A 17,183-nucleotide genomic window follows, 5' to 3' on the forward strand; every position below is an offset into this window, starting at 1 on the left:
TCCGTGCTAAAAGAAACCCAATTCAACCGCAGATCCGGCCGCAGCCCCCCGATCGTGCGCCTGAATTCGCTCTAAGTCATTGATTCAGTGCGATTTCTGTAAGAGGCCGAGCCGGCTTCCGCAAATCTACCAAGGGGGACGATTCTGGCATCGCGGTTGTCGGAGCAAGGGTCCCATGGAAGATTTTTACCGCATTCGCCGTCTGCCGCCTTACGTCTTTGAGAAGGTCAACCAGGCCAAGGCGGCCGCGCGCAATGCCGGGGCCGACATCATCGACATGGGCATGGGGAACCCGGATCTGCCGACCCCGGCCCACGTCATCGAGAAGCTCAAGGAGACGCTGGGCAAGCCGCGGACCGACCGTTACTCGGCCTCCCGTGGCATCAACGGCCTGCGCAAGGCCCAGGCCGCTTATTATGCGCGCCGCTTCGGCGTCAAGCTGAACCCCGATACCCAGGTGGTTGCGACGCTCGGCTCGAAGGAGGGATTCGCCAACGTCGCGCAGGCGATCACCGCGCCCGGTGACGTCGTGCTGTGCCCGAATCCGAGCTACCCGATCCATGCGTTCGGCTTCCTGATGGCGGGCGGTGTGATCCGCTCGGTGCCATCGGAGCCGACGCCGCAGTTCTTCGAGGCGGTCGAACGGGCGATCCAGCATTCGATTCCGAAGCCGATCGCGCTGATCGTCTGCTATCCGTCGAACCCGACCGCCTATGTCGCCGACCTCGACTTCTACAAGGATCTGGTCGCGTTCGCGAAGAAGCACGACATCTTCATCCTGTCCGATCTCGCCTACGCCGAAGTCTATTTCGACGAGAGCAATCCGCCGCCATCGGTGCTGCAGGTGCCCGGTGCGATCGACGTCACCGTCGAATTCACCTCGATGTCGAAGACGTTCTCGATGGCCGGCTGGCGCATGGGTTTTGCGGTCGGCAATGAGCGCATCATCGCGGCACTTGCGCGGGTCAAATCCTATCTCGACTACGGCGCCTTCACGCCGGTCCAGGTGGCGGCGACCGCCGCGCTGAACGGTCCCGACGACTGCATCCGCGAGATGCGCGACACCTACCGCAAGCGCCGCGACGCGCTGGTTGAGTCATTTGGCCGCGCCGGCTGGGACATTCCGCCGCCGCAGGCCTCGATGTTCGCCTGGGCGCCGCTGCCCAAGGCGTTCGAGGCGGTCGGCAGCATGCAGTTCGCGACCCTGATGGTGGAGAAATCCGGCGTCGTGGTGTCGCCCGGCGTTGCGTTCGGCGAACATGGCGAAGGCTATGTCCGCATCGCGATGGTGGAGAACGAGCAGCGCATCCGGCAGGCCGCGCGCGGCGTGCGCCGCTTCCTTGAAAGCGGCATCGAAACGTTGCACAACGTCGTTCCTCTCGCCAACCGACGCTAATCCTTCCAGGTTGCTTAATCTCCAGGTCCCTTAATTCCATGGTCGCACCCCTGAACGTGGGCATAGCGGGGCTCGGCACCGTCGGTGCCGATGTCGTCCGCCTCATCGAAACGCAAGGACGGGCGCTGGCCGAGCGCAGCGGCCGCGGTATTCGCGTCGTCGCCGTCACGGCGCGCTCGAAAGCCAAGAAGCGCGGCCTCGACCTGCGCGGCATCGCCTGGGCGAAGAGCCCGCAGGCGCTGGCCGAAGATCCCAATATCGACTGCTTCGTCGAGTTGATGGGCGGCGCCGGCGATCCCGCGCTGTCCGCGATCGAGACCGCGCTGAAGGCCGGCAAGTCGGTCGTGACCGCCAACAAGGCGCTGATCGCCAAGCACGGGCTGCGGCTCGCCGCCGCCGCCGAAAAGCACGGCGGCGCGCTGAATTTCGAGGCGGCGGTCGGTGCGGCGATCCCGGTCATCAAGACGCTGCGCGAGGGCCTCGCCGGCACCAGCGTCAACCGCGTCTATGGCATCCTCAACGGCACCTGCAATTACATCCTGACCCGGATGGAGCAGGAAGGTCTGTCGTTTGAGGAATGCCTGAAGGACGCCCAGCGACTCGGCTACGCCGAAGCCAACCCGTCATTCGACGTCGATGGTCATGACACCGCGCAGAAGCTGGCGATCCTGGCGAGCCTTGCCTTTGGAACCAAGGTCGCCGAAAGCGCGGTCTATGTCGAAGGCATCTCCTCGATCACGCCGGAAGACCTCAAGGCCGCCGCGGAACTCGGTTACCGCGTCAAACTGCTCGGCGTTGCCGTGCGCACGGCAAAGGGCATTGAGCAGCGCGTGCACCCGACCATGGTGCCGAAATCATCCTCGATCGCGCAGGTGATGGGCGTCACCAATGCTGTCGCAATCGACGGCGAGGGGATTCCCCCGATCACGCTGGTCGGCCCCGGCGCCGGCGGCGGCGCGACCGCCTCGGCCGTGGTCGCCGACATCGCCGACGTCGCCCGCGGCATCCGCGCCAAGCCGTTCGGCCGTCCGGTGGAGCGCTTGCGGGACACCACCAAGGCGCCGATGGAACGCCACGAGGGTGGCTACTATATCCGCCTGATGGCGCGCGATCTTGCAGGCACTGCCGCAACAATCGCCACCCGGCTCGCGGAACAGAAGATATCTCTGGAGTCCATCGTGCAACGGCACCCGGATGGCGTCGATGTGAACGGTGCGGCCAAAAAACCTTCACCGGTCCCGGTCATTCTGATTACCTATGCGACCAGCGAGGATGCGGTGCATCGTGCGCTGGCCGCAGTGCAGCGCGATAAGGTCATCAGCGGCCGGCCGCAGGTGATCCGGATCGAGAAAAACTAGCGCATGGCCTGAACGGGTCGGGCGTGAGACGATTGATGCGGGCAGGCTGGCCTGTCCCCGAGGCTTTAAGGAGTACGCCGATGTCGACCCATATTTCCGTTCCGCCGCAGATGCTGCTCGAGCGCATCCTGACGCTCGAAATCGTGCGCGTGACGGAGCGCGCGGCGGTGTCGGCCGCGCGGCTGCGCGGCCACGGCCAGGAGAAGGCCGCCGACAAGGCTGCGGTCGACGCGATGCGGCGCGAGCTCAACAAGCTGCCGATCGAGGGCACGGTCGTGATCGGCGAGGGCGAGCGCGACGAGGCGCCGATGCTGTTCATCGGCGAGAAGGTCGGCCTCAATGCCGGCCCCAAGGTCGACATCGCCGTCGATCCGCTCGAAGGCACCACGCTGTGCGCCAAGAACATGCCGGGCTCGATCGCAACCATGGCGATGGCCGACGGCGGCACGCTGCTGCACGCACCCGACGTCTACATGCAGAAGATCGCGATCGGTCCGGGCTATGCCAAGAACGTGATCGAGCTCGACGCGCCGCCGGCCGACAACGTCCGCCGGCTCGCCAAGGCGAAGGGTGTCGATCCCACCGCCATCAATGTGCTGGTGCTCGACCGTCCGCGCCATGCCGACATCATCAACAGCGTGCGCTCGACCGGCGCTGCCGTGCAGCTGATCACCGACGGTGACGTCGCCGGCGTCATTCACTGCGCCAAGCCCGACGAGACCGGGGTCGACATGTATATCGGCACCGGCGGCGCGCCCGAAGGCGTGCTGGCGGCGGTCGCGCTGCGCTGCATCGGCGGCCAGATGCAGTGCCGCCTGATCCTCGACACCGAGGAGAAGCGCGAGCGCGCCCACAAGATGGGTGTGCTCGATCCGAAGATGATCTACGGCATCGAGGACATGGCCAAGGGCGACTGCCTGTTCGCCGCCACCGGCGTCACCACCGGCTCGCTGCTGACTGGCGTGAAGTTCAAGAAGGACGTGATCGAGACCGAGACGGTCGTGATGCGCTCCGTCACCGGCACCGTGCGCTACATCAAGGCCGAGCACCGCCAGCTGGAGAAGTTCCACCTGGATTGAGCAGACACCGTCATTCCGGGATCCGCCTTTTGGCGCAGGCCCGGAATCCATACTCCCGATGGTGGTTATGGATTCCGGGCTCGTCCTTCGGACGCCCCGGAATGACGAGAAGAGATGTGACGCAATCAAGAACAACAAAAGCGGGAGGCACCCATGTCCGATCTTTCCGGCGTCAAGGCACTGGTGTTCGACGTGTTCGGGACCGTGGTCGACTGGCGCACCAGCCTGATCAACGACTTCACCAAATGGGGCGAGACGCGCGGCATCAAGGCCGACTGGACCGCGCTGGTCGATGGCTGGCGCGCGGTCTATGCGGCCTCGATGGACGAGGTGCGCAAGAACCCGCAGAACGGCTACGTCATCCTCGATGTCCTGCACCGCCGCTCGCTTGAGAAGCTGGTCGCGCAATTCGACGTGAAAGGCCTCACCGAGGCCGACCTGCAGCATCTGACGCTGGGTTGGCATCGCCTGCACGGGTGGCCCGACAGCGTCGCCGGCCTGACCCGGCTCAAGACCAAATACATCATCTCGCCGCTGTCGAACGGCAACGTCGCGCTGCTCACCAACATGGCGAAGTTCGCAGGCCTGCCCTGGGACCTCGTGATGTCGGCCGAGCTGTTCGAGCATTACAAGCCCGATCCGGAGACCTATCTCGGCGCGGCAAAGCTGCTGCGTCTGCCGCCGGAGCAGGTGATGATGGTTGCCGCGCACAATTACGACCTGAAGCACGCGCAGAAGCACGGCCTGAAGACGGCGTTCGTCGCACGGCCGACCGAATACGGCCCGTTGCAGAAAGTCGATTTCGAGGCCACCGGCAACTGGGACATCGTGGCCAAGGATTTCGGGGAAATCGCCACCCGGATGGGCTGCTAGAACTGGCTTGGGATTCACTGAGGCGCTACGATTCCCGCTTGATCGGAAGGGAATCATGACGCTGCACGCATCCGCACTGCCCGTCGAGGCGCCACAGGCGTTCCTTGGCGTGGCGCGGTCGCTGACCGGAAAGCTGTGGCGCGACCGGCTGGATGCGCGCGGGGCGGCGCGGGCGCTCGCGATCGTACAGCGGCACAATCTGCCGGAAATGCTGGCGCGCGTGCTGGCCGGCCGCGACGTCGCGATCGACGAGGTCGCCGACTTCCTCGACCCGACCATCCGCAAGCTGATGCCGGATCCGCACACGGTCACCGAGATGGAGCATGCGGCCAAGCGCATCGCGGATGCCGCTGTGCGCGGCGAGAAGGTCGCGATCTTTGGCGACTACGACGTCGATGGCGCGACCTCGGCGGCGCTGCTGACCTGGCATCTGCGCCATTGCGGGCTGGACCCGCTGATCCACATTCCCGACCGCATCTTCGAGGGCTATGGGCCGAACGTCGACGCCGTCCGCGCGCTGGCGGCCAAGGGCGCGACGCTGCTCGTCACCGTCGACTGCGGCACCACCAGCATCGAGCCGCTGGCGGAAGCCAAGAAGCTCGGCATGTCGGTGGTCGTGATCGATCATCACCAGACCGCCGATGAGTTGCCCGAGGTCGACGCGCTGGTGAATCCGAACCGGCCCGACGATCTCTCGGGCCTCGGCCACCTCGCGGCCGTCGGCCTGGTGTTCGTCACATTGGTCGCGGTGAACCGTGAGCTGCGCCAGCGCGGCTTCTGGACGGGCGAGATGCCGGAGCCGGATCTGCTCAGCGTGCTGCATCACGTCGCGCTCGGCACCGTCGCCGACGTCGCGCCGCTGATCGGGCTGAACCGGGCCTTCGTCGCCAAGGGCCTGATCGCGATGCGCCGCCGCGACCATGTCGGCCATACCGCGCTGATGGATGTCGCGCGGCTCAATGGCCCGCCGGAGGCCTGGCATCTCGGCTTCATGCTGGGCCCGCGCATCAATGCCGGCGGCCGCATCGGGCGCGCCGATCTCGGCGCGCGGCTGCTGCTCGAAGGCGATGTCTCGGAGGCCGCGCGGATCGCGGCCGAGCTCGATCGCCTCAATGCCGAACGGCGGGTGATCGAGCAGGCGGCCGAGGCGCAGGCCGAAGCCGAGGCGCTGGCCTCGCTCGGGCTCGAAGACAAGGGCGCTGTCATCGTCACGGCGGCGGAAGGCTGGCATCCCGGCGTGGTCGGGCTGGTCGCAGCGCGGCTGAAGGAGAAGTTCGCGCGGCCGGCGTTTGCGATCGCGCTCGAGCCGGGCGGCATCGGCACCGGATCGGGCCGCTCGATCGGCGGCGTGGATATCGGCAAGGCCGTACGGCAGGCGGTGCACGACGGTCTGTTGGTGAAAGGCGGCGGGCACGCGATGGCCGCCGGCGTCACGCTGCGCAAGGAGAAGCTCGCCGAATTCCGCGCCTACATGGAGAGCGCGCTGGCCGCCGACGTCGCCAACTCGCGCCACGAGAACGAGCTGTTCATCGATGGCGCAGTCACTGCGCGCGCGGTGACGCCGGAATTCGCCGCGACGCTCAATCGCGCAGGTCCGTTCGGTGCCGCCAATCCGGAGCCGGTGATCGCGCTGCCGTCGCATCAACTGGTCTATGCCGACGAGGTCGGGCAGGCGCATCTGCGACTGCGCTTCAAGTCCGGCGACGGTTCCATCGTCAACGGTATCGCATTCCGCTCGGTTGGACAGAAGCTCGGCAGCGCCTTGACGCAAAATCGCGGCCAGCAATTGCACGTGGCGGGCTCTCTTGCAGTCGACCGTTGGCAAGGCACCGAACGTGTGCAATTCCGTGTGCTCGACGTCGCGGTACCGGATCAGGGCCCGGCGGTGATCAGATAAGAAACGTCGGGAGTGAACATGGCAGGACAGGTTGAAGGCAAGGTCGCGCTGGTGACCGGCGGCGCGTCGGGTATCGGCGAGGCCATCGTCGAATTGTTCGCGCAGGAAGGCGCGACGGTCATTGCGACCGATATCGACGAGTTGAGGGGACCGGAGCTTGCCGCGCGGCTCAAGAAGGCCGGGCGCGAGGTGGTCTTCCTGCCGCAGGATGTCACCAGCGAGGAGCGCTGGATCGAAGTCGTCGCTGAGATCGGCAAGCGCTATGGCCGCCTCGACATCATGGTCTCCAACGCCGGCATCGGCATCGGGGCGCCGTCGATTGTCGAGATGTCGCTCGCGGACTGGCGCCGGCAGACCGCCATCAATATCGACGGCGTGTTCCTGTCGGTGAAGCATTCGCTGCCGCTGATGCGTAAAACTGGCGGCGGCTCGATCATCATGATGTCGTCGCTGGCCGGCCTGCGCGGTGCGGCGACGCTCTCCGGCTACAGCGCGACCAAGGGCGCGGTGCGGCTGTTCGCTAAGTCGATCGCGATGGAATGCGCGCAGGTCAACGACGGCATCCGCGTCAACTCCGTGCATCCCGGCATCATCGACACGCCGATCTGGGGCAAGATCCCGACCGGCGCGACGGGCGCCGGCCAGAACGCTCCGATCGATCCGGAGGAGCGCGCAAGGTTCGCCACGCCGCTCGGCCGCGCCGGGCAGGCGATCGAGATCGCGCAGGGCGTGCTCTATCTCGCCTCGGATGCATCGCGCTACGTCACCGGCACCGAGCTCGTGATCGACGGCGGCATGAATGCCGGCGGCGTGGTGCGGCAACCGAACTGATTTCCGTCATTGCGAGCGAAGCGAAGCAATCCATGGTGCCGCAAGCGGACAGATAGATTGCTTCGTCGCTTCAGCGCAAAATTGCTTCGCAATTTTGTCGCGAGCTCCTCGCAATGACAGTGGATGGCTAACCGCCTTGACGTAACCGCGCCAATACCTTGAGCCCGCCGTACCCGTCAGCGGGCAACAGGCCTGTCTTGGTCTGGAAATCCTTGATCGCCTGCATGGTGTCGTTGCCGACGCGGCCGTCGGTGCCGCCGGTATCGAAGCCGGCCTTGGTCAGCCGGGTCTGCATCTCCTGCACCTCGGCGAGCGTCAGCGCGCGCTCCGAGCCCGGGAACGGCTGGATGAAGGGCGGTCCGCCGAGACAGCGATCACCGAGATGGCAGATCGCAAGCGCGTAGTTCATCGACGGATTGTAGCTCTTCACCGAATTGAAGTTCGGGCCGAGCAGGAAAGCGGGACCGCCCGCGACCGGGATCCAGAGCTGCGCTGATGCGTTCGGCTGAGGAAACGGCTGGCCGTCGGCGCGGCTCACGCCAGCGCTCGCCCAGGCCGCGTAGGTGCGGCTGCCGCCGGCACCGCCGCCGGGCGCACGGACCTCGTAGCCCCAGTGCTCGCCACGATGCCATTTGCCGCGATTGACGAGATATTTCGCAGTCGAACCCAGCGCGTCGTCGGGGCGGCCGAACGGCGAGACCTTGCCGTCGCCGTCATAGTCGAAGCCGACATTGAGCCAGACTTCCGGCATCCACTGCGAATGGCCCATCGCGCCGGCCCAGGAGCCGTTCATCTCGGCCGGCGTGCTCCAGCCGCGCTGCACGATCTTCATCGCGTTGATCAGCTCGGTTTCCCAATAGGCCTTGCGCCGCGGCTCGTTCCAGGCGAGCGCGGCGAGCGAGGGAAACACCGGCGTCATGTGGTTCTGCTGCACCAGCGGATCGCCATAGGCCGATTCAACGCCCCACAGCGCGAGCAGCGTGCCGCGCTCGACGCCGAAGTCGCGCTCGATGCGGGCGAACAGCGCCTCGTTCTTCTTCAGCGCCTCGCGGCCGTGGATGACCCGCCAGTCCGAGACGCGGCGGTTGATGTACTGCCAGATCTGCTCATGGAATTCAGGCTGGTTGCGCATCTGCTTGAACACGCTCATGTCGGGCTCGACCCGTCCCATGCAGCGAGTCCAGGTCACCTCCGAAATGCCCTTTGCCAATGCGCGGGCGCGAAAATTGTCGCGCCACTGGTCGAATCCCGGCGGCGCGGCCGCCAGTGCGCCGAGCGGCGTGCCGAGCGTCATGCCAGCCGCAAGCGCCGCCTTCAGGACGGCGCGGCGGGCAGGGGATTTCAGAGAATCAGGCTGTTTCATTCGGCCAGTGTAGCGGCGCCGATCGGGTGAGCCAAAAGCCACGCCGCCGCAGGAGCTATGTATCCTGCAAATCTGTGGCGATTTTTGACAGCCATTGCCGGACCACCTGCTCCGACTTGCTATCGAGGCCGGTGGCGAGCCTGCGCTCCTGGGCCTGGGCGATATGCCGGCATTTCTCCAGCAGCGTGGTTCCATGGCCGGTCAGCGTCCATTGCAGCACCCGGCCGTGGACCGGATGCGGTGTCTTGCGGATCGCGCCGTCGCGCTCGAGGTTGCGGATGATCACGCTCACGGTCTGTGGCGTCAGCAGCGCGACCCGGGCCAGATCGGCGCCCGAGAGCCCCGGATAGGCCTTCAGCATCGTCAGCACGACGAATTGCGGGGAGGTGACGCCGAGGCCTGCCAGCTCGCGCTCCATCGATAGCCGTGAGGCCGCGTGCGCCTGACGCAGCAGATAGGCGAGGTAACCCTGTTCGCCGCGCTTGCCTTCGCCGGGCGGCGGGACGGCGGAGGCGGGCGGGGTGTCTGCGGCCGATCCTGTCCCGATCGCGGCCTTGCGCGCCGCCGCTTTCCCCGCCTGCCGCCGCTCGGCGGCACCGGATTTCCCTCGTTTCTGCATTCCCGCCATGTTGCCTTCGCGAATGTCTGCGTCTTGCTCTATATCAGAGCTCTGATAATATGTCAGCACACTGATAACATGAGGCCAAGCCGATGTCACATGCCCGCAAGGAATACACCGACTTCGAGAAGCTCGCCCCCGATGTCTTCGCCGTCGTGCGTGACCTCGGCCAGTTCGCGGCGAAGGCCGGTCTCGACAAGCAGCTGCTCGAACTGGTCAAGCTGCGCGCCTCGCAGATCAACGGCTGCGCCTTCTGCGTGCAGTATCACATCATGCAGGGCGAGAGCCTCGGCGTACCCGTCGACAAGCTCAACCTCGTCGTGGTGTGGCGCGAGGCGCCGCAGTTCTCGGCGCGCGAGCGCGCGGCGCTGGCCTGGACCGAAGCGCTGACGACCATGCCGAACGGCGTTAGCGACGCGGTCTATGCCGAGGCCACCGCCGAATTCTCCGAAAAGGAGCTGACCTACCTGACCTCGGCGATCGCTTCGATCAATGTCTGGAACCGGTTCGGCGCCGCCTATCGCTGGACGCCGCCGCCGCGCCGGCAGCGGGCGGCCGCGGCAGCTTCGTGAGTCTGAACAAACAGCAATTGACAGGGAGAACGACCGATGACCTCGATGGCGATGACACCATCTCTTTCATACGCGCGGCCGCCGCGGGCGGTCTGGCTGGCCGTGATTGCGGGGCTGGCGTCAGCTTTCGTAATCGGCAAGGCCTTGCCGACCCCGATGGATGCGATCGCCGCGGTGATCGCGCCACTCTGCGCCAGTGCCAACGCGGCGTCGCCGCTCGACAAGGTCGAGGTCATTACCTCGCACGCGCTGCCCAACGTGGCGGGCAAGCGTGTGACCGTCGTGCGCGTGTTCTACGGTCCCGGCGGCTTCACGCCGCCGCACCGCCATTCGGGTACGGTGACGGCCTACATCACCAAGGGCGAGATCCGTTCCCAGCTCGGCGGCGGGCCGGTCGAGACCTTCAAGGTCGGCCAGTCATTCTTCGAGCCGCCGGGCTCGACCCACATGGTCTCGGCCAATGCCAGCACCACGGAGCCGGCGGAACTGATCGCGGTGTTCGTCGCCGACGAAGGCGCGCAGCTAACCACGATGCTGGAATAGCCACCGGCGATTCCGATCGACGTACTGGGCCAGTTTGCTGTGAAGTCCACAGCAAACTGGACCTTGCAAGCAGAATTGGGCGCGGTGATTGATAGCGCGGCGGTGACGACCGCGATGCGATTTCGCCGCTCGTGCGGCGGTTACCGAACAGGAGCAACCGATGGTCAATCTCAAGGGGCTTTCCGCCTTCCCGATCACGCCCTCGAACAGGGATGGGCAGGTCGATGCAGGAGCGCTTCGCGCCTTGCTGGAGCCCTTGATCGCGGCGAAGGTGGATTCGATCGGGCTGCTCGGAAGCACCGGCTCATATCCCTATTTCAACCGCGACGAGCGACGGCGTGCCGTGCAGGTGGCTGCCGCGCTCGCAGATGGCAAGACGCCGCTCCTGGTCGGCGTCGGCGCGCTGCGCACCGATGATGCGGTGAAGCTTGCGCAGGATGCACGGGATGCCGGCGCGGCGGCAGGCCTGCTGGCGCCGGTGTCCTATACGCCGCTGACCGATGACGAGGTCTTCGAGCATTTTCAAACGGTGGCGCGTGAAAGCGGATTGCCGATCTGCATCTACGACAATCCGGGCACGACGCATTTTCGGTTCACGCCGGCTCTGGTCGGCCGCTTGAGTCACGTTGCGGGAATCGTGGCGGTGAAGAGCCCCGCGCTGGACGCTGCCGCGGTGCCGGGCCATATCGCCGAATTGCGCGCCGTCGTACCGAGCGGCTTTTCGTTGGGTTACAGTGCCGACTGGAATTGCACCGAGGCGCTGCTGGCGGGTGGCGAGACCTGGTACAGCGTGCTCGCAGGAGTTTTTCCCAGGGTCTGCGTCGACATCGTCCGTGCTGTGGCAAGTGGAGATGTCGCCAGGGCGCGGCAGCTCGACGCGCATCTGCAACCGATCTGGCAGCTGCTCAAGACATTCTCGAGCGTGCGGGTTGCCTACGCGATCGCGAATCTCAGGAGGATCTGTGCGGCCGAGCCTCCGCGTCCGATCCTGCCACTGCCTCCTGATGCTCAGAGGAAGGTCGGTGAAGTGTTGGCTGGAATGGAGATCGGCTGATCGCATCGATCAGCTTCGCAGCAGGATCCGCGGTCGCTCCACCGCTATCGTAGCTTCCATCCGCGCATAAAATCGGCTTAACAATCGCCCGTCGTGCTCGGCTTTCTGGGAGGCGTTCGATGCGATTGCCGGTGGTTCTGTTGAAACTTCTGATCCCTGCGATGGCGTGGGCCGAGGAAACCGTGACCAACGCGCCGGCGTTGTGGGGCAGTCCCACCGTCGACAACGGCGCCTGCTGCAAGACGCTCGGCGAGGTGCGCAGCAATATCGACCGGCTCGACCGCGAGATCGTGCGCCTGATGGCCGAGCGCGGCCGCTACGTCCATGAAGCCGCCCGCTTCAAGGCGAACCCCGCGCAGGTCGAAGCGCCGGAGCGCGCCGAGGCAGTGGTGAAGAAGGCGATGGCGCTTGCGGAAGCGGACGGGCTGTCGCCCAAGGTTGCGGAAGCCGCCTATCGCGCAATGGTCCGCGCCTTCATCGACTACGAGCAGGGCATCTTCGCCGATGCCGCGGCACGCGGCGATACGCCCTGGAAGAAATAGGCGGACGCGGCTCACCATGCGGACCAACGACGCGACCGATGTGGCGCGGAGCGCCATGGCCCGGGGGCGAACGGCGTTTGCACGATTTCGGAATAATGGAATAATGCCGCTGAGTTGCCCGACGTGTCAAGTTGTCGTGCCTGCTGACGGCAGCCGCCGGCACCTTTGCATGGGGTTGTTTTCGATATTTGGCAGTGCGCGCCCCGAACCGGTGTCCGCGTCGCTCGCCCTAATTGCCGCCGCCTTCCTGGGTGTCGATGCGATGCACGACGTCGTCGGGCAGGGCGTGCGCCACCGCAGCCGCAGGTCCGGGCTCCGGTCCGATCTCGCGGCCGCGGCCGCGGATCAGCCGCTCATAGGCCGACACCAGCGTGGTGTAGGGATTGACCCAGAGCCAGCCGTCGCGCGTGAACACCTGCACGTCGAAATGCAGATGCCGTGACGTGCCGTTGGGATGGTCGAGATAGTTCGAGACCACGCCGATCTTCTCGCCCTCGCTGAGGCGGCGTCCGTTGAGCAGGCCGTCGGCATCCATCACGGACGGGTTCATGTGCATGTAGCGGAAGCGGACGTGCTCGGTGCTCGTGTTGACCTGCAATGTCGCGGCCTGCTGCTGCGTCGAGCGGATCACGATACTGTCGCGCACCGCGACGACCGCCTGCTGCCTGGGATCGCAACCGTTCTTGCTGTCGGCCGGACAGGCGCCCGGCCTAATATCCTGGCCCTGATGGCCGTAGCCGCTGGCGCATTGGCCGACCTCGAAGCTGCGCGCCTCGCAGAAATTGTCCTGCCAGGGATATTCGTCGACGGTCGCGCCCGCCTTGCGCCTGGCGAAGGATTGCGAGTGCGCGAAGGCCGGCGCCTTGTCGAGCGGAAAGCGGATCTGCGAGTACACCGTGAAGTCGGCGTGGCCACCCTGCTGCCTGCGGCCGCCGCTGCCCGCGACGATGTCGCCGCTCGGGCGGTAGGTGAAGTCAGCCGATTGAACCATCGGCCGTTCGGCGATGCCGGAGGCGATGTCGCTACGCGGCCGCGACGGTTGCCCGCCGGCGATGCGCAACGCCTTCAGGAAGCGCTCGGCCACCGGATAGGCCTCGCGACAGGCCAGCCGCTTCGGCCGCGGCGCGCTGTCGAGGCACTGGATCGAGACGATATAGGGAATTCCGAAGCGGGTGAAGGCGTAGCGCACATAGCCTTCGCGGATGAAGCGGCGCAGGTCCGGAAACTGCGCGGCCAGCGTCTTGACCGGCTCGCCCTTGCCGCTGAGCCGGTCGGCGAGGTCGTAGACCAGGATCGAGCCCGAGATCTGCACCTCGACCGGCTTTGCAAACGTCCGCGGCGGCATGCCGTCGCCGGCGCCCGGGTCGAGCGAGAATACCGCGTCATAGCCGGACGCGCCGGCATGGAAGACATCGGCCGCGCGGAAGTCGGCCTGGTAGCGTGCAACCGGCAGGCTGTCCGGCGCGCCGTTCTGTCGGGCGTCGAGATAGCTTGCGGGGTCGAAAGGCAGCAGCACCGGGATCGGGCTCTGCGCAATGCCGGGGAAGAGCGGCGACGTCACCGCGTTCAGCTGCACCAGCGCGGGCGTCGACCGCGGATCGGTGGCCGGGACGCGGCGTTGTCCGGCGAAGGTGAAGCTGGAGGCGATGGCCGGGCGGGTGGTGATCTCTTGCCGGAGCTGGTCGAGCACGGAGCGCCATTCGACCCGCATGGCCGAGATCGAGGGCGTCCGGAATTCGTCGGCATGAGCGCCGGGAGGAGGCAAGAGCAGGGCTGCCAGCCAGCAACTGATGAAGCTGACGACCTTCCTGTTCACTGCACTCCCCGATTCATGTTCGATCGCGAGAGATTAGAGCAAGTTCCGGAAAAGTGCGTAGCAGTTTTCCGGAAAGTTTGAGCTTAAACAACAACCCGATGCACGATGATGATTCATCACGACTGCCACCGCGCCTTGGCGCTCAATCCTTCTGCTCAATCCTTCCTCTTAATCCTTGGCGCGCTCGACGTAGGAGCCGTCCTCGGTCATGACGACGATGCGCGTGCCGGTGGCAACGTGCGGCGGCACGCCGGTGCGGATGCCGTTGGACAGCATCGCGGGCTTGTACGACGACGAGGCGGTCTGCCCCTTGGTGACGGGCTCGGTCTCCACCACTTCCAGCGTCACGCGCTGCGGTAGCTGGATCGCGACCGGATTGCCGTCGTGCATCGACAGCTTCACGGTCATGTTCTCCTGCAAATACGGCGACGACGAACCGACGATCTCCTTGGAGACCTGGACCTGGTCGTAGTTGTCGTTGTTCATGAAGTGGAAGCCGTCGGCGTCTTCATAGAGGTAGTTGTAGTTGTGGTCCTCGACGGTGGCCTTCTCGACCTGGTCGGTGGTCTTGTAGCGCTCCGACACCTTCACGCCGTCGCCGATGCGGCGCATTTCGATCTGGCTGACGGGGGTGCCCTTGCCGGGATGAATGTTTTCGGCGGAGAGGACCACATAGAGCTTGCCATCCTGCTCGATGATGTTGCCCTTGCGGATGGAACTGGCGATGACTTTCAAAGGTGTTTTCCTGAATTTGAGAAGCGGGGGCGCAAACCGGACCGGCAGCCCCTCGGCCGTGGCGGCGATTTCGGGCTGCAACATACTGATTTGTCCCTGAGATGCCAGCCTTTTGCGGCCGAATTCGGCAGTTTGCCGGGCGTTCCCGCCGCCCGAATTCGGGCCGCTTGCGCGGGTTCAGCCGAGGCTGCACATGGACAATGCCGGCTTCTTTCGACAAGAAGGGACACGCTTTGCTGCGTTCCACTGAGACCAAGGCCGTGCCGACCATGTATTTGTATAGAATCAAGCGTTTGCGCCCGGCTCTTCATTCGGGGCGGTGGCTTGCTAATGTTGAATCCGCATCCGCAGGGACGGCCGGCCGATGACAGCTCATGACCAGCCCTCGCCCTGGTGGACGGCGTCACGCTACGCCGACCGCAGGCCCTTCCTGCAGGCGCGGACCGCGATCACGCGGGCGCTCCGGGCCTGGTTCGAGGAGCAGGGTTTTGCCGAGGTCGAGACCGCCATCCTGCAGATATCGCCGGGCAACGAGACCCATCTGCACGCCCCGCGTACCGAGCTCAGACGACCCGATGGCGCACTGGCGCCGCGTTATCTGCGCACCTCTCCCGAGTTCGCCTGCAAGAAGCTGCTCGCGGCCGGCGAGCCCAAGATCTACGAGTTCGCGCGGGTGTTCCGCGATCGCGAGCGCGGCGACCTGCATCTGCCCGAATTTACCATGCTGGAATGGTACCGCGCCAATGCCGGTTACGACGCCATCATGGCCGACACGATCGTCGTGATCGCCCATGCCGCGCAGGCGACCGGGATCGGACGGTTTTCCTTCCGCGGCAGGATGGCCGATCCGTTTGCCGAGCCGGAATTGCTGACGGTTGCCGCAGGTTTCGAGCGCTTCGCCGGCATCGACCTGCTGGCGACGATCTCGGGCGGCGAGGGCGACCGCGCGGCGCTGGCGTCAGCCGCGCGCGAGCGGGTGCGGATCGCCGACGATGACACCTGGTCGGACATCTTCAGCAAGGTGCTGGTCGAGCATGTCGAGCCCAATCTCGGACAAGGCCGCCTGACGGTGCTGTTCGAATACCCGTCGCCCGAGGCCGCGCTGGCGCGCACCAAGGCGGGCGAACGTCGCGTCGCCGAGCGGTTCGAGGTCTATGCCTGCGGGGTCGAGCTTGCCAACGGCTTTGGCGAGTTGACCGACGCGGCCGAGCAGCGCCATCGTTTCACCGCAGCCATGGACGAGAAGGCCCGCCGTTACGGCGAGCGCTATCCGCTCGACGACGATTTCCTTGCCGCCGTCGGCCAGATGCCCGAGGCGAGCGGCGTCGCGCTCGGCTTCGACCGGCTGGTGATGCTCGCGAGCGGCGCGCCACGAATTGACCAGGTGGTCTGGACGCCGCCTGCAGGAGAGACATGAACAGGATCGATCCGAAACTGGCGGCAACGCTGCGCCAGCCGCGCGAGCTGGCCGATGCCGGCCTCGTGCCGGTCGCGGCACTTGCCGAGCTCGAACAGGTGGCCGCGCGCTACGCGGTCGCGGTGACGCCGGAGCTCGCGGCGCTGATCGATCCGGCCGATCCCGCCGACCCGATCGCGCGGCAGGTCATCCCGAGCGCTGACGAGCTCGTCGAGCAGCCGGGCGAGAACGCCGATCCGATCGGCGACGATGCGCACTCGCCGGTCGCAGGCATCGTGCATCGCTATCCGGACCGGGTACTGTTCAAGCTCGTCCATGTCTGCGCGGTCTACTGCCGGTTCTGTTTCCGGCGCGAAATGGTCGGGCCGGGCAAGGCCTCGGCCTTGTCCGACGACGCCTACCGCGCGGGACTGGAGTACATCCGTACCCATCAAGAAGTCTGGGAAGTCATCCTGACCGGCGGCGATCCCTTGATGCTGTCGCCGCGCCGGCTGTCCGAGATCATGGCCGATCTCGCCGGCATCGATCATGTGAAGATCATCCGCCTGCACAGCCGTGTACCGATCGCCGATCCCGGACGCATCAATCCCGACATGATCGCGGCGCTGCGGGTTGCGGGGGCGACGACCTGGATCGCGATCCACGCCAACCATCCGCGCGAGCTGGGCGCCAATGCCCGCGCCGCCTGCGCGCGCCTTGCCGGCGCTGGCATTCCGTTGGTCAGCCAGACCGTCTTGCTGCGCGGCGTCAACGACGATGCTGCGACGCTCGCGGCGCTGATGCGCGCTTTCGTCGAATGCCGGATCAAGCCCTATTATCTGCATCACGGCGACCTTGCACCGGGCACCGCGCATTTGCGCACCACGATCGAAGCCGGGCAGGAATTGATGCGGGCGTTGCGCGGGCGCGTCTCCGGACTGTGCCAGCCGGATTACGTGCTCGACATCCCCGGCGGCTACGGCAAGGCGCCGATCGGCCCGACCTATTTGTCGCAGCCGGCTTCCCGCGAAGGTGAAGATCCGCTGGAACGGCAGTACCGTATCGTCGATTATTGCGGTGACGTTCATCTTTACCCGCCGCAACCGTGA

General features: G+C 65.9%; 16 protein-coding genes. 12 read left to right on the top strand and 4 right to left on the bottom strand.

What is annotated here, in order from left to right:
* Positions 1-175: 175 nt before the first annotated feature.
* The 6 genes from ACVIGA_RS40720 (at position 176) to ACVIGA_RS40745 (ending at position 7,434) form a co-directional block, all read left to right on the top strand.
* A complete protein-coding gene (locus ACVIGA_RS40720; RefSeq protein WP_375780821.1) occupies positions 176-1,396 on the top strand; it encodes an LL-diaminopimelate aminotransferase in 1,221 nt (406 codons plus the stop codon).
* A gap of 38 nt (positions 1,397-1,434) precedes the next feature.
* Positions 1,435-2,754, top strand: a complete 1,320-nt coding sequence (locus tag ACVIGA_RS40725) for a homoserine dehydrogenase (RefSeq protein WP_173643386.1) — start codon at positions 1,435-1,437, stop codon at positions 2,752-2,754.
* Positions 2,755-2,834: 80 nt separating this feature from the next.
* The gene (gene glpX, locus ACVIGA_RS40730; RefSeq protein WP_097672244.1) at positions 2,835-3,833 is read left to right on the top strand and encodes a class II fructose-bisphosphatase; all 999 of its coding nucleotides are present in this window, start codon (positions 2,835-2,837) and stop codon (positions 3,831-3,833) included.
* Positions 3,834-3,986: 153 nt separating this feature from the next.
* Positions 3,987-4,706: a haloacid dehalogenase type II gene (locus ACVIGA_RS40735; protein WP_456670463.1), complete on the top strand. Its 720-nt coding sequence runs from the start codon at positions 3,987-3,989 to the stop codon at positions 4,704-4,706.
* A gap of 55 nt (positions 4,707-4,761) precedes the next feature.
* Complete coding sequence (recJ, locus tag ACVIGA_RS40740) at positions 4,762-6,603, top strand: single-stranded-DNA-specific exonuclease RecJ (RefSeq protein WP_456670464.1); 1,842 nt, start codon at positions 4,762-4,764, stop codon at positions 6,601-6,603.
* A gap of 18 nt (positions 6,604-6,621) precedes the next feature.
* Positions 6,622-7,434: an SDR family NAD(P)-dependent oxidoreductase gene (locus ACVIGA_RS40745; RefSeq protein WP_223967820.1), complete on the top strand. Its 813-nt coding sequence runs from the start codon at positions 6,622-6,624 to the stop codon at positions 7,432-7,434.
* A 127-nt stretch (positions 7,435-7,561) separates the two neighbouring features.
* Here ACVIGA_RS40745 and ACVIGA_RS40750 read toward each other — a convergent pair whose 3' ends face one another.
* Together ACVIGA_RS40750 and ACVIGA_RS40755 are read right to left on the bottom strand one after the other, a co-directional pair.
* On the bottom strand, positions 7,562-8,797 hold the full coding sequence (locus ACVIGA_RS40750) for a lytic murein transglycosylase (RefSeq protein ID WP_456670465.1): 1,236 nt from the start codon (positions 8,795-8,797) through the stop codon (positions 7,562-7,564).
* A 55-nt stretch (positions 8,798-8,852) separates the two neighbouring features.
* Positions 8,853-9,425, bottom strand: a complete 573-nt coding sequence (locus ACVIGA_RS40755; protein ID WP_456670466.1) for a MarR family winged helix-turn-helix transcriptional regulator — start codon at positions 9,423-9,425, stop codon at positions 8,853-8,855.
* 83 nt (positions 9,426-9,508) lie between these two features.
* On the opposite strand from ACVIGA_RS40755, the gene ACVIGA_RS40760 reads away from it, so the two are divergent.
* From ACVIGA_RS40760 to ACVIGA_RS40775, 4 genes are all read left to right on the top strand, one after another.
* Positions 9,509-9,988, top strand: a complete 480-nt coding sequence (locus ACVIGA_RS40760; protein ID WP_456670467.1) for a carboxymuconolactone decarboxylase family protein — start codon at positions 9,509-9,511, stop codon at positions 9,986-9,988.
* Positions 9,989-10,024: 36 nt separating this feature from the next.
* The gene (locus tag ACVIGA_RS40765; protein ID WP_456670468.1) at positions 10,025-10,531 is read left to right on the top strand and encodes a cupin domain-containing protein; all 507 of its coding nucleotides are present in this window, start codon (positions 10,025-10,027) and stop codon (positions 10,529-10,531) included.
* A 160-nt stretch (positions 10,532-10,691) separates the two neighbouring features.
* Positions 10,692-11,585, top strand: a complete 894-nt coding sequence (locus tag ACVIGA_RS40770) for a dihydrodipicolinate synthase family protein (protein ID WP_456670469.1) — start codon at positions 10,692-10,694, stop codon at positions 11,583-11,585.
* Between the two features lie 119 nt (positions 11,586-11,704).
* A complete protein-coding gene (locus ACVIGA_RS40775) occupies positions 11,705-12,127 on the top strand; it encodes a chorismate mutase (protein WP_456670470.1) in 423 nt (140 codons plus the stop codon).
* A 229-nt stretch (positions 12,128-12,356) separates the two neighbouring features.
* On the opposite strand, the gene ACVIGA_RS40780 is transcribed toward ACVIGA_RS40775, so the two are convergent.
* The gene (locus ACVIGA_RS40780) at positions 12,357-13,943 is read right to left on the bottom strand and encodes a M23 family peptidase (protein WP_456670471.1); all 1,587 of its coding nucleotides are present in this window, start codon (positions 13,941-13,943) and stop codon (positions 12,357-12,359) included.
* A gap of 168 nt (positions 13,944-14,111) precedes the next feature.
* On the bottom strand, positions 14,112-14,678 hold the full coding sequence (gene efp, locus ACVIGA_RS40785) for an elongation factor P (protein ID WP_223967813.1): 567 nt from the start codon (positions 14,676-14,678) through the stop codon (positions 14,112-14,114).
* A 364-nt stretch (positions 14,679-15,042) separates the two neighbouring features.
* Here efp and epmA point away from each other — a divergent pair, with 364 nt between their 5' ends.
* Positions 15,043-16,095, top strand: a complete 1,053-nt coding sequence (gene epmA, locus ACVIGA_RS40790) for an EF-P lysine aminoacylase EpmA (RefSeq protein WP_456670472.1) — start codon at positions 15,043-15,045, stop codon at positions 16,093-16,095.
* Complete coding sequence (locus ACVIGA_RS40795) at positions 16,092-17,183, top strand: lysine-2,3-aminomutase-like protein (protein ID WP_456670473.1); 1,092 nt, start codon at positions 16,092-16,094, stop codon at positions 17,181-17,183. Before epmA ends, ACVIGA_RS40795 begins: the two co-directional genes overlap by 4 nt.

This window comes from Bradyrhizobium sp. USDA 3240 (assembly GCF_054063295.1).